General features: G+C 36.0%; 17 protein-coding genes. 5 read left to right on the forward strand and 12 right to left on the reverse strand.

Annotated elements, in window-relative coordinates:
* Positions 1–6: 6 nt before the first annotated feature.
* Positions 7–1,203, reverse strand: a complete 1,197-nt coding sequence (locus tag AP75_RS11230) for an exo-beta-N-acetylmuramidase NamZ family protein (protein ID WP_031504248.1) — start codon at positions 1,201–1,203, stop codon at positions 7–9.
* A 4-nt stretch (positions 1,204–1,207) separates the two neighbouring features.
* Here AP75_RS11230 and AP75_RS11235 point away from each other — a divergent pair, with 4 nt between their 5' ends.
* Entirely contained in the window at positions 1,208–2,437 is a 1,230-nt protein-coding gene (locus AP75_RS11235) for an ABC transporter permease (RefSeq protein WP_088264742.1), read from the forward strand.
* Positions 2,438–2,553: 116 nt separating this feature from the next.
* On the forward strand, positions 2,554–3,534 hold the full coding sequence (locus tag AP75_RS11240) for a PLP-dependent cysteine synthase family protein (protein WP_031504246.1): 981 nt from the start codon (positions 2,554–2,556) through the stop codon (positions 3,532–3,534).
* 72 nt (positions 3,535–3,606) lie between these two features.
* Here the strand turns inward: AP75_RS11240 and AP75_RS11245 are convergent, their stop codons facing one another.
* From AP75_RS11245 to AP75_RS11270, 6 genes are all read right to left on the reverse strand, one after another.
* Positions 3,607–4,896: a glycosyltransferase family protein gene (locus tag AP75_RS11245; protein WP_088264744.1), complete on the reverse strand. Its 1,290-nt coding sequence runs from the start codon at positions 4,894–4,896 to the stop codon at positions 3,607–3,609.
* 205 nt (positions 4,897–5,101) lie between these two features.
* Positions 5,102–5,512 (reverse strand): GxxExxY protein, encoded by a 411-nt coding sequence (locus AP75_RS11250; protein ID WP_031504244.1) that lies wholly within the window; start codon positions 5,510–5,512, stop codon positions 5,102–5,104.
* A gap of 114 nt (positions 5,513–5,626) precedes the next feature.
* A complete protein-coding gene (locus AP75_RS11255; protein ID WP_088264746.1) occupies positions 5,627–8,191 on the reverse strand; it encodes a YfhO family protein in 2,565 nt (854 codons plus the stop codon).
* A 58-nt stretch (positions 8,192–8,249) separates the two neighbouring features.
* Positions 8,250–8,474 (reverse strand): hypothetical protein, encoded by a 225-nt coding sequence (locus tag AP75_RS11260; RefSeq protein WP_031504240.1) that lies wholly within the window; start codon positions 8,472–8,474, stop codon positions 8,250–8,252.
* Between the two features lie 44 nt (positions 8,475–8,518).
* Positions 8,519–9,571 (reverse strand): DUF6263 family protein, encoded by a 1,053-nt coding sequence (locus AP75_RS11265; RefSeq protein ID WP_031501800.1) that lies wholly within the window; start codon positions 9,569–9,571, stop codon positions 8,519–8,521.
* A 166-nt stretch (positions 9,572–9,737) separates the two neighbouring features.
* Positions 9,738–10,187: a hypothetical protein gene (locus AP75_RS11270; RefSeq protein WP_031504663.1), complete on the reverse strand. Its 450-nt coding sequence runs from the start codon at positions 10,185–10,187 to the stop codon at positions 9,738–9,740.
* Positions 10,188–10,481: 294 nt separating this feature from the next.
* On the opposite strand from AP75_RS11270, the gene AP75_RS11275 reads away from it, so the two are divergent.
* Positions 10,482–12,497, forward strand: coding sequence for a M3 family metallopeptidase (locus AP75_RS11275; RefSeq protein WP_031504661.1), 2,016 nt, complete (start codon positions 10,482–10,484; stop codon positions 12,495–12,497).
* A 71-nt stretch (positions 12,498–12,568) separates the two neighbouring features.
* Here AP75_RS11275 and AP75_RS11280 read toward each other — a convergent pair whose 3' ends face one another.
* Positions 12,569–13,606 carry a lysylphosphatidylglycerol synthase transmembrane domain-containing protein gene (locus AP75_RS11280; RefSeq protein ID WP_031504660.1) on the reverse strand — a complete coding sequence of 346 codons (1,038 nt, stop codon included), beginning with the start codon at positions 13,604–13,606 and terminating at the stop codon, positions 12,569–12,571.
* 26 nt (positions 13,607–13,632) lie between these two features.
* Complete coding sequence (gene panD / locus AP75_RS11285; RefSeq protein WP_031504659.1) at positions 13,633–13,983, reverse strand: aspartate 1-decarboxylase; 351 nt, start codon at positions 13,981–13,983, stop codon at positions 13,633–13,635.
* Between the two features lie 396 nt (positions 13,984–14,379).
* Here panD and AP75_RS11290 point away from each other — a divergent pair, with 396 nt between their 5' ends.
* Positions 14,380–14,670: an HU family DNA-binding protein gene (locus AP75_RS11290; RefSeq protein ID WP_088264748.1), complete on the forward strand. Its 291-nt coding sequence runs from the start codon at positions 14,380–14,382 to the stop codon at positions 14,668–14,670.
* Positions 14,671–14,739: 69 nt separating this feature from the next.
* Here AP75_RS11290 and pdxH read toward each other — a convergent pair whose 3' ends face one another.
* Complete coding sequence (gene pdxH, locus AP75_RS11295) at positions 14,740–15,384, reverse strand: pyridoxamine 5'-phosphate oxidase (RefSeq protein ID WP_088264750.1); 645 nt, start codon at positions 15,382–15,384, stop codon at positions 14,740–14,742.
* 54 nt (positions 15,385–15,438) lie between these two features.
* On the opposite strand from pdxH, the gene AP75_RS11300 reads away from it, so the two are divergent.
* Positions 15,439–15,987: a YqgE/AlgH family protein gene (locus tag AP75_RS11300; RefSeq protein ID WP_031501834.1), complete on the forward strand. Its 549-nt coding sequence runs from the start codon at positions 15,439–15,441 to the stop codon at positions 15,985–15,987.
* A gap of 139 nt (positions 15,988–16,126) precedes the next feature.
* Here the strand turns inward: AP75_RS11300 and AP75_RS11305 are convergent, their stop codons facing one another.
* Complete coding sequence (locus tag AP75_RS11305; protein ID WP_394335375.1) at positions 16,127–16,933, reverse strand: aminotransferase class IV; 807 nt, start codon at positions 16,931–16,933, stop codon at positions 16,127–16,129.
* A 73-nt stretch (positions 16,934–17,006) separates the two neighbouring features.
* Positions 17,007–17,393: an START-like domain-containing protein gene (locus AP75_RS11310; RefSeq protein ID WP_031501837.1), complete on the reverse strand. Its 387-nt coding sequence runs from the start codon at positions 17,391–17,393 to the stop codon at positions 17,007–17,009.
* Positions 17,394–17,727 lie beyond the last annotated feature (334 nt).

Genomic DNA, 17,727 nt, shown 5'->3' on the forward strand with positions numbered 1-17,727 from the left:
TGAAAATCAGTCTTCATAAATCACATATTTTGCTCTAATTCGCTGAAAATCTTCGAGGTCTTTTTTCCATGAATTTTTAATTTCGTCAGCGGTTTTCCCTGAAAAAATTTGTTTTCTCAACTCATCTGAACCAGCCAATTTATCAAAGAAAAGATTCTTTAGGAAGAAATTTTGGTCTTTATTTTTGTAATTTTTGTAGGCATTCACCAACCAATCAATTCGAAGTTCACGCAAATCGGAATGCTGTTGCGAGAGGTTCTCGCCGTAGCATAATTTTCCGTTCAGAAAAGGATCTTTCGCACCAAAATTGGGTTTCGGTGTAAACTGATAATTCATATTTTTCAACCACGGACTGCCATAAATCTGAAAGGGCAAATCGGTACCACGACCTACGGAAACCTGCGTCCCTTCGAAGAAACACAAACTTGGATATAAATTAATGGATTGATGATTCGGCAAATTAGGAGATGGTTTATCGGAAACTCCATACCTTTGTTTTTTATGATAATTCAGCATCGGAATTAAGGTGTATTTTGCTTGAATTTTATTACTCAACCATTGTTCACCGTTCACCATTTTTCCGTATTCACCGATGGTTAAGCCATAAACAACGGGAATATTGTGCATTCCCACGAAACTCCTCCACGCATCCTTCAACACCGGACCGTCGATGTAGCCATCATGCGGATTCGGTCGATCGAGAACGATAACTTCAATGTTATTTTCCGCTGCAGCTTCCATCACATAGGTTAACGTGGAAATATAAGTATAAAAACGAACTCCAACATCCTGAATATCAAACAAAACCACATCAATATCTTTTAATTGTTCGGGTTTCGGTTTTTTGTTGCTGCCATAAAGCGAAAATATTGGAATACCGGTTTTCGTATCGACTCCGTTTTTCACATGTTCACCGGCATCTGCATCGCCCCGAAATCCGTGTTCAGGAGCGAAAATAGATTTAATTTCGACATTATTTTTCACTAAAAAATCCACTAGGAAAGTTCTGTCTTGCAACAATCCGGTTTGGTTGGTGACCACCGCAATCGTTTTATCTTTCAACAAGGGAAGGTAAAGTTCAGGCCGATCTGCACCAGTTTTGAAACAAGAATCCGCAGTATTTTGCGCAAAATTCCAAGGGCAAAACCCAAAATAAATTAGCACAACTAGAAGTAAATCTTTAAATTTGAGTTTTAAAATCATCTGCTTGAAATTTCCATTATATTTTTCCAAAAAAATAGCTTTTTCCAAAGATAACAAAAATAATCTTTCGCGCGTTATTGTCTTTATTGGTAGGCTTTCCGTTGCATTAGGCGTTATCGTTTCCTTGATCACGGTTTCCACCGGTTTGGGTTCAAAAAAAGAGATAAAAGAAAGAATGGCCGATTTTTCCGGGCACATTTCCATCAGATCCAAACAGTCCAATAATTCGTACAACTCTTCTATTTTGAGTTCGGATGGACTTCAAATCAATAAAATAAAGGCATTACCCGATGTAGCAACCACCCAAAGTTATGTGTCGGTAAGTGGAATTTTAAGAAACGAACATAATTTTGCGGGAATTATTTTCAAAGGAGTCGGTAAAGATTTTGATGCCGAAAGGTTCAAGAAATTTTTGATTGAAGGAACTACTCCGAAAGCTAGCGAAATAGGCTACGACAGCGGAATCTGCATTTCCAAAAAGATTGCGAACGATTTGAATCTTAAGGTGAAAGACAGTATTGTAGCAATTTTTTCTAAAGAAAATCAAAGTCCGATTTACCGAAAATTTGAAGTCGTAGGCATTTATAAAACCGACATCAAAATGATTGATGATTTATTCATCATCGGTGGAATCAATCATGCACGAAAAATTCAGGGTATGAAAGACGGAGAAGTTGGTGGTGTGGACGTTTTCTTGAAAAACATTAATAATATCGACGAAGACGCACAGAAAATCGACGAGCTTGTCGGGTACAAAAATTACACAGTAAAAGCCACGGACGAATATCCTCAAATCATGGATTTTATTGCTATTTTCGATACGAATATTGCTTTAATCATTGTCATCATGCTGGTTGTAGTGGTCATCAATATCGTGATGGTTTTGCTGATTCTCATCATCGAAAGAACCAATTCCATTGGAATGCTGAAAACTTTAGGAGCAAGCAACGGACAAATTCGCGCGATTTTCATCAATTACACTTTGCTGATTATGATTCCCGGATTAATTATCGGGAATATTATTGGATTAGGATTTTTGCTTTTACAAAAGTATTTTGGCATCATTCAATTAAATCCGGAAAATTACTATTTAAGCGTAGTTCCGGTTGACCTCAACCTTCTTTACATTCTTGGCATTTCCCTCGGGATGCTTATTGTATCGGCCATTTCACTTATTTTACCGAGTTATTTAATCAGTAAAATTTCTCCTGTAAAAGCCATTAAATACAATTAATATTTAAAATTATATCTTTGCAAATTCGTAATTAAATAAAATATTTTTACGAAAAATTCAATTCAAAAAAGGGAATCTTCCTGAGAAAAAAATATCATTTAGAAATAAAAACTTATATGAAATACGCGCAAAATATCCTCGAAACCATCGGGAATACACCACTGGTAAAGCTAAATAAAGTTTTGGGTGACGATTTTCCGGCATTGGTTTTGGCGAAAGTGGAAACCTTCAATCCCGGAAATTCTGTGAAAGACAGAATGGCATTGAAAATGATCGAAGATGCTGAAAAAGACGGAAGATTGAAACCCGGCGGAACCATTATCGAAGGGACTTCCGGCAATACCGGAATGGGTTTGGCATTAGCGGCAATTATCAAAGGTTACAAATGTATTTTCGTAACCAATTCCAAACAGTCTAAAGAAAAATGCGACATTCTTCGTGCTGTAGGTGCTGAAGTAATCGTATGTCCGACCGATGTGAAGCCGACCGATCCACGTTCGTATTATTCTGTTTCCAAAAGATTAGCAACCGAAACTGAAAACGGATGGTACGTGAATCAATATGATAATTTATCTAACAGACAAGCGCATTACGAGCAAACCGCTCCGGAAATTTGGGAACAAACCGAAGGAAAACTGACGCATTTCGTGGCTGGAGCTGGAACCGGCGGAACAGTGACCGGTTGTGGGAAATTTTTCAAAGAAAAAAATGCCGATATCAAAGTGATTGGTGTGGATACTTATGGTTCGATTTTAAAAGAATTTCATGAAACCGGAGAATTGCATTACGACCATGCCTATACCTACATCACGGAGGGAATTGGCGAGGACATCATTCCGGAAAATTACGATATGTCGGTGATTGACCATTTCGAAAAAGTAACCGATAAAGACGGCGCAATCTACGCTAGGAAATTAGCAAAAGAGGAAGGTATTTTCTGTGGATATTCAGCGGGAAGTGCTATTTCAGCGTTGGTTCAGATGAAAGATCAATTTACCAAAGATGATGTGATTGTGGTTTTGCTTCACGATCATGGCTCCAGATATGTTGGGAAAATTTACAACGACGACTGGATGAAAGAACAAGGTTGGTTGTAGAATTTACAGTAAAATATTGAGCGGGTTTCGGCCCGCTTTTTTGTTGAAGAATCTTTCGGTTTTAACCAAAAACTAAAGAATTTCCGCTAATTTCTTTGTTAAATTCTTCCTGGAAAACTGCTCAATATTTTCTGTATTTGAAGAGAGATTTCCGGATTTCCAATCATTAAATTTTTCTAAAATAAATGCTTTCAAACTTTCATAATCATCGTAAGAAAAATGTTTTCCGGCGTGGGTTTCTTCTAAAATTCGCTTCACATCGCTCTCTTTCGGGCCGAAAGAAATAATTTGTTTCTTCGTTGCCAAATATTCGAAGATTTTCCCGGGAATAATTCCTTTGGATTTATCTTCAGGGAAATTAGTAATCAATAGCAAATCAGAATTTTGCATTTCCAAATTCGCTTCGGAATGAGAAAGATAACCTAGATTTTTCACCGAATTATTAAGTTCGGATTTGGTAATCTTATCCAAAATTCTATCATCAATTCTCCCTACAAATTTTAGTTGAAAGTTTTGTCTAAAATCTTGGTTTTCTTTCATTAAATCATTCAAAACCCTCCATAAAACCTCGGGATTTCTCAATTGTTCCAATACCCCGATATAACTTAAAGTAAATTGGGTTGATGGCTCTCGGTTCTCGGTTCTTGGTTCTTGGTTCTCGACATCAAAACCATTGGTAATACAAACCGCGTTCGCTCCTTTTTTCTTGAAATTTTCAGCATCGGAATAGCTTGTTGCCAAAGTGAAATCCGCATTTTCAAAAACTTTTTGTTCGAGATTTCGGTGTTTTCGATCGGCAAATTTTGTCAATTTCAAATGTTGGTAATAGGAAATTTCAGTCCACGGATCCCGGAAATCGGCAATCCATTTTAGATCAGGAAATTCTTTCTTTAAATTCAAACCAATTAAGTGCACGGAATGTGGCGGTCCAGTCGTAACCAAAGCATCAAAATGGTTTTCTTTTAAGTATTTTTTGAGATAATTCACCGATGGATTCACCCAAAAAACCCGCGCATCTGGGATAAAGAAATTTCCACGAACCCAAATCGAAAGTCTGGATTTCAAGTTTTGATTCTTTCCAACATCAAACTGTCCGGCTTTGAATTTTTTGTTGTCTTTTCCGAAGAATTCTGCGATTTGATAAGGTTCCCAAATTTTAGTTTTGATGATCTCCAGATTTTCAGAAACATCCTTTTCAAGCGTATCATCTACAATCGGATAACTCGGATTTTCCGGAATAAAAACAGTAGGTTTCCAACCAAAATCCGGTAAATATTTCACAAATTTTAACCACCGCTGAACGCCCGGTCCACCTGCAGGTGGCCAATAATAAGAGATGATTAAGATTTTTTTGTTGTTCATATTTTTTACGCAAATCTTCTACCGAAAAAGAGACAAAAGCTTTGGAACTTTTTTAGTCATTCAAAAGGTGGCAAAATTAACTTATTTAAACAGCTAATATGGTTCAGGATTTAAATTATTTCTTTGTTCATTAAGCCACATTTTTCTACCGCAAAAGAGACAAAAGCTGTGTTTTTTTAATCATTCAAAAGATAGCAAAATTAACTTATGAATGAAGTTGATCGAAATATTTATTAGTAAAAGTTTCTTGTCCGTGATGGTATAAATTTTTTACATTAAAATTCACTAAAATTCCTTTTGGCACTTTCAATAAATTCATATAATTCAAAACTTGAGATTTATGTACATCCATTATTTGGGTGACGGCTTTAATTTCTAAAACGATCAAATCTTCAATGATAAAATCACATTTAAAATCACAATCCAAAGCTTCATCTTTATAAAAAACAGGAATTTGAAACTCTGATTTAAACGGGATTTCCCGCAATTTAAATTCCTTTTCTAAAGCTTTATGATAAACAATTTCAGCTAAACCTGAACCTAAAATTTTATGAACCTCAATACAAGCTCCATTAATTTTATAGGTCAGATCTGTGATATATTTTTGCGTAATCATAAAAACCACCCTTTTTTTATCTTTTGTAACGCTGAATTTTCCAGTATTCTTTTGTCACTTTTGCGGTAAAAATAAATTCCACGAATTCTTATACATCTTTCTCGTGCTTTTGACTTACTCAATATTTTCAAGTTTATTTTCATCCTTTTTGCGGTAAAGAAAATAAATTCCGCCCAAACTTAGCAACAAAAATAGTCCGAAACAAATCATGGAAATCAATTTTCCTTTTGCGATAACATCCGGTGCGAAAATCATTTTCACGGTATGATTACCCGCCGGAACGTGAACAGCGCGCAACAAATAATCAGCCTTGATGTAAGGTACTTCTTTGTCGTCCACCAAAACTTTCCAACCTTTTGGATAATAAATTTCGGAAAATACGGCTAGCTGTGGCGTTTTCGATTGGGTTTTAAATTCCAATTCGTTGGCTTGGTATTTTGTTAAATTCAAGAAAGCGGTAGAATCTGCCTGCAAAGTTTTTCCCTCAAAATATTGTTTGTCGCTGTTTGCAACCACCGCAATTTTCTTCGTATCCACTTCCCCAATTTGCTTGATTTCTTCGTTGGGAGAATTCACAAATTGAACTTCAGAAACAAACCATGCATTTCCGTTCGCCTGTGGATTAACCACTGCTTCAGGTTTCTCTGGATCACCAAAAATCATGTATTTTGCATTGAGCATATTTAGGATTCGCGGAACTTTTACCGTGTCCATTTTTCCGAAATATTCATTGATCAAATCATCATAACGACGTAATTTTACGGCATGATAACCACCGATTGAAGATTTGAAATAGGAAGTATTGGTCTCGCCGAAAGTACCTAAAACCTGGTTGTAAATTCGGTAATGTGTTTGATCTTTATTGGCGATCGTTTCTAAAGTTTTGTTAACATTTACATTGTCCAATAATGCTTTAAGATTGGTATTATCGCCTACTTTCTGCATCAGCAGTTCTGAATTTTCCGTTTGGAATGGATTTTCAGTAAAGGTTTTATCGATGAAATTATCGTTGTTCAAATAGCGTTTGTTCACACTCCAAAGATCAAATAAACTCACCAATCCAATTACGACAATCGCAATATTTTGATTGATTTTTTGCTTTAATCCTAAAAACAAAACAGCTGCTGCGATTCCAACATAAATAATCGCCTTTATCGCATCAATTCTAAACATATTGAATCTTTCATCCACCAAAAAGTCTAAAAGATAAGGTGGCAAATACGTTTTTTCGTTCGGAGTATAAAACCCTAAAAGCGACTTTCCGAAGATCAACAAAATAAAAGTAATCCCAATAACAGCTCCGGTTACGTAGGTTAAAATTTTCTTTTTATAATCTTCTGTTAAGATATTTTCCGCAGAAGTTTCTGTATTTTCATTGGAATTGAAGAAGCGATAAAGTCCTACAATTGCAATTAAAGGAAACAATAATTCAACCACCACCAAAATGGAACTCGGCGCCCGGAATTTATTATAAAATGGAATATAATCAATGAAAAAATCAGATAAAATCATGAAATTGCTTCCCCATGCTAAAAAAACGGTGAGAATTGACGCGCCCAAAATCCAATAACGGTATTTTTTCCAAGCAAAGAAAAAGCCCAAAATTGCCAGAAAACAAACGATTGCACCTTGATAAGCCGGCCCGGAAGTTCCCGGTTGATCGCCCCAATACGTCAAAGAACCAAAACCTTTGGAAATTTGATTCATTTCTTCTTGTGACGAAACATTACTTTGCACCATTTCCTGCACTCTGTTCATCATTCGATCGGAACCTTCTTCGTTGCTGGAACCACCCATCAATCTTGGGATAAAGAGGTTTAAAGTCTCCAGTTTTCCGTAACTCCACATCAAAATACTTTCATTATCCATCCCCGATTTTTCGGAAGAATGAACTCCATTATCGAGAATTTGTTTCCCACGAACAGTTTCGGAAACATACTCGGAATTCGCCATAATTCTTTGGGAATTCATCCCGATACCCAATAAAAATGCCACTGCCAAAACTCCAGAGGAAATTCCAAAATGTTTCCAATCGGTTTTCCCCTGAACTGCACGAACCAATTCTGAAACGAATAAAAATCCAAGTGCGATGAAAAGATAGTAGGTCATTTGCGGGTGATTTGCTGCAATTTGCAACCCCATAAACAGCGTGGTCAGTATGAAACCTGTGATGTATTTTTTGCGGATATAAACCAAAAGAATTCCCGCCAAAAGCGGCGCAAAATAAGCAACGGTGTGAATTTTCCCGTTATGTCCAGCTCCGAGCGCAATATAAAAATAGGTAGAAAGTCCGAAAAAAGTTGCGCCTAAAAAAGCATATTTCCAGTTGCGAACAGCAACCATTCCGAGGAGAAAAAATCCAGAGAAAAGCAGAAAAATATAATTCGCAGGTTTTGGCAAAAAATTCAGAACATCATCAATTTTTTTAATGACATCACCACGAAACTGCGCTCCCATTTGGTAAGTCGGCATTCCTCCAAACATCGAGTCGCTCCAGTAGGTTTCCTCTCCGTTTTGTGCACGATAATCCAAAAGCTCCTTTGCACCACCTTTGTATTGTACAATATCGTGTTGGAAAAGCTGTTTCCCCGTAAGAACCGGATTGTTGTAAACCAAAGCCAAAATAACGAAAGCAACGATGCTCCCGATGATGAAAATGAGATTTTTATTTTTTACCATGTTGCGGTTTTAATGAATAAAAACCCTTTCAAAATTTTATATTCAAAAGGGTTCAGGTTTATTTTTCTGGTTGTTTATTTTCTTTTATCTCTTCGTATTCCACAGTTTCGGCATCCCAATTAATTTTGGAATCGACCTTTGCAGTGGGTTTTTGCATTTTTGGTTTTGGATTTTCATCCGACTTTGGAAATTTATAAAAGGCAGAAAAAAACATTCTTTTTAAAATATTCCAGAGAAAAAAAATAATGATGGTCGTAAGAATTAATTCTAAAAGATATTTCATTTTTTTAAAGAATAATTAATGATAACTTTTCAGCAATAATTTATTTACTTCGTCGGATTCACCACCACTGTGGAGTTGGAAACACTTTTCATGCTTTGAGATTGTTTGCCATCCGACAGGGTTTCCGTTTGGGTGGTTTTCACCGAAACCGTTTGGTTTTTGATCCAGCCGGTATTTTGATCCAAAGTAATTATTCCGTTTTGGGAAAGTTCAGAACTCATGCTTCTGGTAACTCCTTGCTGCGTTTTTTTGTCGCTTTTTTTAGGAATTCCGCCATTTACAGCAATCGTTGCCACGCCATTATCCACACTTTTCAGGATGTAATTGGTGGTTAATTTTATTTTTCCGTCTGGCGTTGCGTTTTCACTTTCGCTCCATTTTTCGCCAATTTTCGCCCCTTTTGCTGGAATTAAAATTAAGTTTTTAGAAAATTGATCTTTAAGAACTTTTTCGTTAAAACTCTCTTTGAAACTATTAGCAAACGCTGTTTTTTGTTTTGCATCCTTGATGACGCTGCCCACAGAAGCTGCTACTTTGCTATAAATTGGGTCAAAGCCAGTAATCGAAATCACTTTTCCATATTGATCCATTTTAAGGTTCAGTTTATTGCCCACCAAAGCTTTGTTCACTTTCCACATCATTTTTAGTTGCTCTTCTTTCGGTTCGGCAAGTTTAGTATCGACCACAATCGATTTTCCGTTTGCTGATTGTGAATTTCTTTTTCCTAAAAGATTGATGGTGATATCATAAATTCCGTTCTCGAAATTATTGACTAAAAATGACATTTCATCGGTCGTTTCACTCGTACCGCTTTGGGATTTCCCGTCCGGAGCCGTCATTGTTTGCACATCTTTTTGATAAGTTGTCAGCGGATAAGTTTTTCCTTTTTCCAATTGAAAAGTTTGCTTATAAATTCCCATGGAATCTTTGATTGCCACGTTTGACACTGCTTTTTCGGCAGTTGCAGAATCGCTCACTGGAATTTCTACGGTAATTGTTTTTCCGGTTTTTGGATCAACTTTAGTAATGGTTTTTGTTTCTTTTTTACAAGAAATTAAGGCTATTGAAATAAGCGCAATGGCTGTAATTTTTTTCATTAAAATAATTTTCGGATTGATAAATCTGTTGCAATCATCAAAAAGCTTACCTATTTTGAAATAGCAACGACAAATTTAAGGTAATTATTTTAAGAGCATTTGAATACTCAAGAAAAAAAAGGAAATTTCAGCAAAAAAAAAGAGTTTAAAACTAAAGCATATCAATTTACAAAGAAATTCCTCCGTATCGGACGAAACTTCCCAAAATAAGCATTAAAACGCCGATAACCGTTACGGAAATAATGTGAAAAGCCATCAAGGGTAAATTCTTCACTGAAAGTTTTGGCAATACAAAAAAGTTGGCGCTCAGTGCAAAAAGTACGGTTATGAAAAGTAAAATTAATTTCAATGAAACCACCGTTTCTATCGGATTTGAAAACCGAAACCACGCCGATACGCCAATTCCAAATTGGTAAGCCATCCAAACGCCGGTTATTACCATCACCAATAAAGCAGGAATTCCTATTTTCTCGAATTTTCTTTCAAAATTGAGTAAAATTTCAGGGTCCTTTTTCTTTAAAACTTCGGGCAAAATTCCGATCGCCAAAACCAAATGACCACCGACCCAAACCGCCGCTCCCAACAAATGAAAAATTAAAAGTAAATGATGTGACATTATTTCTTGAATATTTTTTTAGCTTCTGCAAACCGCCTCCGTAGGATTTATCCAATGATGCGTTCATGAAGAATTTAATGAGATTCATCGAATCATCCAACTCGCCAGCCATATTCCTGGTTCCTTTTGTGGCATTTCCATTCGCCGCAAATTTCAAATCGGAAGTAGCATCGTTTTCAAAATGTTTTCATGACGAAATTATTAGTTGTTCAATAAAACAAATATAAAAATTATTTTTGAGTAAATTTGTATTTTAAAATTCGTCGTTTTAATCGGCAATTAATACCTATCAATATGCAAAATCCATTATTAGAAAACTTCCAAACTCCATATCAATCAGCACCTTTTAACGAAATTAAAGAAGAACATTTTCTTCCGGCCTTTCAGGAATTGATCAAAATATCCGAGAAAGAAATTGATGATATTGTCAAAAACCCTGAAGCGCCAACCTTTGCAAATGTGATAGAAGCATTGGCTTTCTCGGGCGAAAAACTCGATGTCGTTTCGGGTATTTTCTTTAACCTAAATTCTGCGGAAACCACCGATGAAATCCAGAAAATCGCTCAAGAAGTTTCGCCACTTTTAACAGAATATTCAGCGAAAATTTCGCAAAACGAACAACTTTTTGAAAAAATAAAGAAAGTTTACGACGAAAAAGAAAAATACGAACTCAATGAAGAGCAACAAACTTTGCTGAAAGAAACATACAAAGGTTTTGTGAGAAGCGGTGCTCTTCTGAATGAAGCCGACAAAGAAAAATTCAAAAATATCAGCATCGAATTATCAAAAAAATCGCTTCAGTTTGGGCAAAATGTTTTAGCAGAAACCAATAATTATTTCAAACATATTACTGACGAAAAAGATCTCGCGGGAATTCCAGCCCCAATTTTGGAGCAATATCGCGAAGAAGCGAAGGAAAGAAATCTCGATGGATTTGTGATTACATTGCAGTACCCGAGCTATCTTCCGCTGATGACTTATGCTGAAAATCGAGATCTAAGAAAGGAACTTGCGTTAGCAAACGGAAAAAAATCATTTAATAATAATGAATTTGACAATCAGAATTTAATTAAAGAAATTGTTGGTTTAAAACAAGAAAAAGCTGCACTCTTAGGTTATAAAAACTACGCAGATTATGTTTTGGAGGAAAGAATGGCGAAATCTCCCGACAAGGTGTATACATTTCTAAATGAACTTTTAGAAAAAGCAAAACCATTTGCCGAAAAAGAAATTGAGGAATTAAAATCCTTAGCAAAAGCCGATGGAATCGACGAAATGGAAAGCTACGATCATGCTTATTACGCTGAAAAACTTCGCAAACAGAAATTCGACATCGATGATGAAGAGCTGAAACCTTATTTCCAATTGGAAAAAGTTCAGGAAGCGGTTTTTGGATTGGCTTCAAAATTATTCCAACTCGAATTCAAGGAAACCGATAAAATGCAAAAATACCACGAAGAAGTAAAAACGTATGAAATTTTCGAAAATGGCGAGTTTAAGGCGCTTCTGTATGTTGATTATTTCCCACGAAAAGGTAAAAGAGCCGGTGCGTGGATGACGAGTTTTAAAAATCAATTTAAGAAAAACGGTGAAAATTCAAGGCCTCATATTTCAGTGGTTTGTAATTTCTCGAAACCTACCGCCGACACCCCGAGTTTGCTCACTTTTCAAGAAGTGACGACGCTTTTCCATGAATTCGGTCACGCTTTGCATGGAGTTTTGGCCGATACCACTTATCCGAATCTTTCCGGAACTTCTGTAAAATGGGATTTTGTGGAGCTGCCTTCTCAATTTCTAGAAAACTTCTGCTATGAACCGGAATTCCTGAAAACTTTTGCCAAACATTACAAAACCGGAGAAACTTTGCCCGACGAAAAAATAGATAAAATTGCAGCATCTAAAAATTTCTTGGAAGGTTACCAAACTTTAAGACAAATCGGTTTTGGACTTTTGGATATGGCATACCACAGCAAAAATGAAAAAATAAACGATATTAAAACATTTGAAGTGCAGGAAACGAAAGCAACAAACCTGTACCCAAGTAATCCAGAAACTGCGATGAGCACAAGCTTTTCTCACATTTTCCAGGGAGGTTATTCAGCGGGATATTATTCCTACAAATGGGCCGAAGTCCTGGATGCGGATGCATTTCAATATTTCAAAGAAAACGGAATTTTCAACCCGGAAATTGCCGCAAAGTATAAAGTCTTGCTATCCTCGGGAGGCACAAAAGATCCGATGGAACTTTATATAAACTTCAGAGGTAGCGAACCCAAAGTTGAGAGTTTACTGAAAAGAGCATTTGGGTAATAAGAAAAGATAAATCTAAAAAAACACATGAATTTCATGTGTTTTTTTTATTATAATTACTTATCAATAATTTATCTGGAGAGCAAGCGTCCACGTTCCTTTGCAAGCATCGGCATCGAAATAATTCCCATCACAACCATGATAGCCAATTGCATGGTATGGGAAATAAATGCGTAAGAAAGTCCCACTTCGCCGCCTTCTTCGGGATTTTTACCCATAGAAAGGAAAAGTGCCATAATCCCCAATTTCAAGGCAAAGTGATAGGCACCGATTCCGCCAGACGCTGGAACCATCATACCCAAAGTTCCCACCACGATAATGAAAAAACCGTCAGCGAAAGTAAATCCGGAAGTTTCAGGCAAGGCAAAACACACCAAATATGCTGCAAAGTAATAGCAAATCCATATTGCCAGGGAGAGTAGAATAAACTTTAATTTTTGTTTCAATTTAAAAATGGAAGTCAGGCCGTGAAAAATTCCTTTTGCGAAATTAATGGCCTTTTGATAAATTGGATATTTTTCAAGATGTTTTCTTAAAGCAAAAAATAAAATTCCCAAACCAACGAAAACACCCATCAGCAGATATATTTTATTCCCTGATTCCGCTTTTGGAGCATTGCCACTTTGGGCGGTAACATATTGATAAAAGGACAAAATTGCATCGTACTTAAAAACCAAAGTCAGAAGCAGGAAAAATCCCATACAAACGAGGTCCACTACCCTTTCCAAAATGATGGTTCCAAAAGATTTATCTACCGGAACATTCTCCACCCCAAAAAGTGCGGTAGAACGCGCTAGTTCACCACTACGGGGAATGGTTAGGTTCATTAAATATCCGAAAGAGATCGTCCACAGTGCGTTGGAATTGGAGATTTTATATCCTAAAGGTTCCAAAAGCAAATTCCAACGAATCGCACGAAACCAATATGCCAAAACACCAAAAACGGTGGCTGCGAATACCCAAAAATAGTTGGCCTTTGCGAAATATCCTGCAATTTTTTCAAACTCAATACCGCGCAGAGCGAGCCACATAAAAAGAGCAGCAATTGCTAAGGAAACAGCAATCGTAATGAAGGATTTCAAAGGATTTGATTTTTTGGTTTTTTCCAAAATAAATGTGAGTTTTCAAAAGAGAATTAAGTAAGAAGGTTCGTCTTCTCGTCTGGGAAAATAATTTTTGGTTGGAAAGTTTGCGCTTCCTCCGGCGTCATCTGTGCATACGAAATGATGATGATAATATCGCCCTTCTGAACGCGTCTTGCAGCAGGACCATTGAGGCAAATTTCGCCAGATTTTCTTCTTCCTTTAATCGCGTAGGTATCAAACCTTTCGCCGTTGTTCACATTTACGATGTAAACCCGCTCTCCTACTACGATTCCGGAAGCTTCCAAAAGATCTTCATCGATGGTAATGCTTCCAATATAATTAAGGTCGGATTCGGTTACGCGAACTCTGTGAATTTTAGATTTAAAAACTTCAATTAGCATGGTGCAAATTTAATTATTTAAATGAAACCACGCAGAAATATTTATTTTTATTGATTCATTTATTTTCAAAAAAGAAGTGTAAAAAATAGGATGAATAGGCATTATCAGCACAAAAACACAAATTATAAACAAATAAGTGAAATTTTGATATGAAATTCAATAATTCATAATTTCATATTAAGAAATATTTAACCGCAGAAATGTCCTTACATAAAGGATTTGGCATAATATTAGAACTCGCAAAGCCCGATTAATTGATTATAATTAAATTCATGAGTTTTTGTTAAATTCAAGATTTTAATTAATTTTTAATTAAATATATCTGAAAAATTTGCACAATTTGAAAAATGTTTTATATTTGCTTTAACAATAAAACTAACCTTAATAATAATTATTATGAACAAGTCTGAATTAATCGACGCAATCGCAAAAGATGCAAACATCACAAAAGTAGCTGCTAAAGCTGCATTAGAGTCTTTCGTATCTAACGTAACTGCTACTTTGAAGCAAAAAGACGGTAAAGTTTCTTTAGTTGGATTCGGTACTTTCTCTGTAGCTGAAAGAGCTGCTAGACAAGGTATTAACCCTGCGACAAAAAAACCAATCAAAATTGCTGCTAAAAAAGTTGCTAAATTCAAAGCTGGTGCTGACTTAGCTGATGCAGTAATGGGCGGAAAGAAAAAATAATCCTTAGATTATACAAAAAAATTAAGCCTCATCTGCAGATGAGGCTTTTTTGTGAAATCATATTAAATTTTACGGCGCAAGTCGGGAGATTTGCCAATTGTAATCTTCCTGACGTTCATAGATAATTCGGTCGTGCAAACGGTTTGGCCTACCTTGCCAAAATTCTATTTCGTAGGGTTTTGCCAAATAACCGCCCCAATTTTCCGGTCTTGGAACTTCTTTATGCTCAAATTCTTTTTCCAACTCTTTCAATTTATTTTCCAGAAAATCACGATCCGGAATCACTTGACTTTGTGGAGAAACCACTGCTCCGAGCTGGCTACCTTTAGGCCTCGAATGAAAATATCCGTCACTGAGATTTTCCGGAAGCCTTTCCAGATCTGCTTTAATAATTATTTGCCTTTCCAAAGTAGGCCAAAAAAAGTGAAGGCAAGCCTTTTTGTTGCTCTCAATCGCTTTGCCTTTGCGGCTATTGTAATTGGTGTAGAACACAAAGCCTTCCCAAGTATAGGATTTCAATAACACCATTCTGGTTCGCGGACAACCGTCATCCTCAAGCGTGGAAATCGCCATTGCATTAGCTTCCGAAACATCGGGATTCTCACTTGCATCTAAAAACCAGTTTCGGAACTGCTCCATCGGATTTTCTTTTATTTGGTTTTCAAGAAGTTGAGATTTTTCGTAAACTTTTCTTTTATCGTGTAAGTTTTCCATTCAATTTTTTTATTACATTTGATTATAGGTTTTTTAGTCGACCTAGTGTTTCAGATGAATCATTCATACAAAGGTAAAATTTTAATTTCGACTCCGGATATTTCCAGTGATATTTTTTCGCGTTCTGTTGTGCTCATTATCGAACACACTGTGGACGGCGCATTCGGATTGATCTTGAATAAAAAAAACACCAAAATGAGTGCAAGATTATTCTCAATTTTCGGATTTCCGGTGGATGTTTATGAAGGTGGTCCTGTAGAAAACGACAAAATTTTCTTCATTAATAAAGGAGAAAGAATTACGGAAAACTTCACCGAAATCGGCGAAGATTATTACCTGACGGAAGATGTTGAAAATGTGGTTTCGGCAATGATCGACCAGAAAATTTCCACGGAAGACATCAAAGTTTTTTCCGGATATTCCGGTTGGGGATCGCAACAACTGGAGCAGGAAATTCGACAGAAAGTTTGGACAGTGGTTGATGCTTATAATCTAGATTATACATTGCCTACCGATCATCATTTATGGAAAAATATTATGCAAAATCTTGGTGGCGAATTTTTGCTTTGGGCCAATACACCGGAGAATATTTCGATGAATTGAAAGCATTCAAAAACTTTAACAAAACTTTAATCATTCAAAGATAATTTCCTCGCAAAAGAATCGTTCTCTATTGAACTTCAATTAATCAAAACCCGGTAAATGACTTTCTTTAAAGGTTGTTTCCCGGGTTTATCAATTGTTATTGGAAATGAGTATTCCATTGATTGACCATTTCTTCAAAACGGCTTTTTCCGAATGTTCTATTTCGGATTTTACTGACTGCAAAAATCCCTTTTTCATCGGAAATCACGAGGACTTCTTCGGCTTTTTGAGATTCAAAAGCAATCATTTCCGCTTCCTGAATTTCGGCTAAATTATTTTTATGAATGAAAGTCACGAAATTCTCCATCAAAGGCGAAATATAAGCTCCTTCTGATTGCTTCGGGATTTTAATCGTGTTTCCTTCTAGAAACAATAAATTCCCAGAAATACTTCTAGCAATTCTTTTGTTTGGATTCAGTAAAATAACGTCGTCTAAATCATTTTCTTTTGCATAAATTTCCGCGTACGTATTTTCCGGAAAGTGCACACGAATGTTACTTAGCAAATTGGTATTCACATTGATTTCCTTCATTAAATCCATCTCATAATTCCCCTGAATGGCTAAAACATCCTTGTATTCATCTACTTCTGCGTAAAAAGAAATATCCGCTTTCTGCAAAAAATCCTCACCTAAATTTCTGTACATCAATATTTGGATAATTCCGTTGGTAACTCCTTTATTAATCACGTTTGCCACGAAAAGTTCTTCGAAGAAATCCAAGGTAAAACTAAGCGGAATATTCATCCTCATTTTTCGCATTGATGCCATCAGGAAAAAGTAAGATTCCTCGGCCATAATGAGTTGGGAATTGCGGACAAAGAAAGAAGCTTTTACCGCATCGCCATAAAGAAATGCTCGGTTTTGAGGTTTAAAATTTTCGGAAGTAAAGGTTATTTTTTCCAAAACGAGATAAATTTATATTAAAAAAATAATGAACGAAAAATCGTCCATCAAGTTTATTTTTGTTAAATAAAAATTAAGAAGCTCCTAATTTAATTTTAAGGTTTTCAATGAGATTTTCCCAGTAAAGTTGGTTTTCATCCTCGTCGCCGGGTTCACAGAAATCGGTGATATTAAGGGAGAGATCATCAGTGATATCATCTATTGCAATTGTCATCTCGAAGAAATTTTTTGTTCCTTCATCTTCTTCCCAACGAAAGCGTACGAAACTTTCTGGCTTATAGCGAATAAGCGTTGCTTTTTCAGACGGGCCACCATTCCAACTAAAGAAAAAGTCATCACCTTTTTCTACTACTTCATCGGCAAACCATTCAGAAAGTCCTTCTGCACTTGCCATATATTCATACAAAATTTCCGACTGACAGTGCATTGGAAATTCATACTGCACTTTCGTTTTCGCCATATTGCTCCCTGTTTTTTTAATGTGTCGCAATATATAAATTAATTTTTAATCTAAGCAAAATATTTATCTGAAAATGCGAAATATCATATTACGTTAACAGATCGAGATGTACGCAAACGATTCGCCAAAAAAGTTAGAGCCTGTTTAAAAATTAAATTAGAAAAATTCGTACGGCGTTTATTTTATAAAATAATCTTATAAAAAACTGATTGTCAGTTGTTTATGTTGTTTATTTTCCGTAACTTGTTGGTTACTAATCAATTAAATTACAGTGAAAAATTACTCGACAAACATTTCTGACAATCAGTGGCAATTTATAAAAAAGACTTTGAAC

Source organism: Kaistella haifensis DSM 19056 (assembly GCF_000735695.2).
GTDB lineage: Bacteria > Bacteroidota > Bacteroidia > Flavobacteriales > Weeksellaceae > Kaistella > Kaistella haifensis.

Bases quoted from the DNA above. Each gene is read 5' to 3' on its own strand.
- AP75_RS11250 (WP_031504244.1), bottom strand. From the start codon at position 5,512: ATGATTACGCAAAAATATATCACAGATCTGACCTATAAAATTAATGGA.
- AP75_RS11270 (WP_031504663.1), bottom strand. From the start codon at position 10,187: ATGTCACATCATTTACTTTTAATTTTTCATTTGTTGGGAGCGGCGGTT.
- AP75_RS11245 (WP_088264744.1), bottom strand. From the start codon at position 4,896: ATGAACAACAAAAAAATCTTAATCATCTCTTATTATTGGCCACCTGCA.
- AP75_RS11255 (WP_088264746.1), bottom strand. From the start codon at position 8,191: ATGGTAAAAAATAAAAATCTCATTTTCATCATCGGGAGCATCGTTGCT.
- AP75_RS11300 (WP_031501834.1), top strand. From the start codon at position 15,439: ATGAATCATTCATACAAAGGTAAAATTTTAATTTCGACTCCGGATATT.
- AP75_RS11290 (WP_088264748.1), top strand. From the start codon at position 14,380: ATGAACAAGTCTGAATTAATCGACGCAATCGCAAAAGATGCAAACATC.
- AP75_RS11275 (WP_031504661.1), top strand. From the start codon at position 10,482: ATGCAAAATCCATTATTAGAAAACTTCCAAACTCCATATCAATCAGCA.
- AP75_RS11265 (WP_031501800.1), bottom strand. From the start codon at position 9,571: ATGAAAAAAATTACAGCCATTGCGCTTATTTCAATAGCCTTAATTTCT.
- AP75_RS11240 (WP_031504246.1), top strand. From the start codon at position 2,554: ATGAAATACGCGCAAAATATCCTCGAAACCATCGGGAATACACCACTG.
- panD (WP_031504659.1), bottom strand. From the start codon at position 13,983: ATGCTAATTGAAGTTTTTAAATCTAAAATTCACAGAGTTCGCGTAACC.
- pdxH (WP_088264750.1), bottom strand. From the start codon at position 15,384: ATGGAAAACTTACACGATAAAAGAAAAGTTTACGAAAAATCTCAACTT.
- AP75_RS11260 (WP_031504240.1), bottom strand. From the start codon at position 8,474: ATGAAATATCTTTTAGAATTAATTCTTACGACCATCATTATTTTTTTT.
- AP75_RS11310 (WP_031501837.1), bottom strand. From the start codon at position 17,393: ATGGCGAAAACGAAAGTGCAGTATGAATTTCCAATGCACTGTCAGTCG.
- AP75_RS11230 (WP_031504248.1), bottom strand. From the start codon at position 1,203: ATGATTTTAAAACTCAAATTTAAAGATTTACTTCTAGTTGTGCTAATT.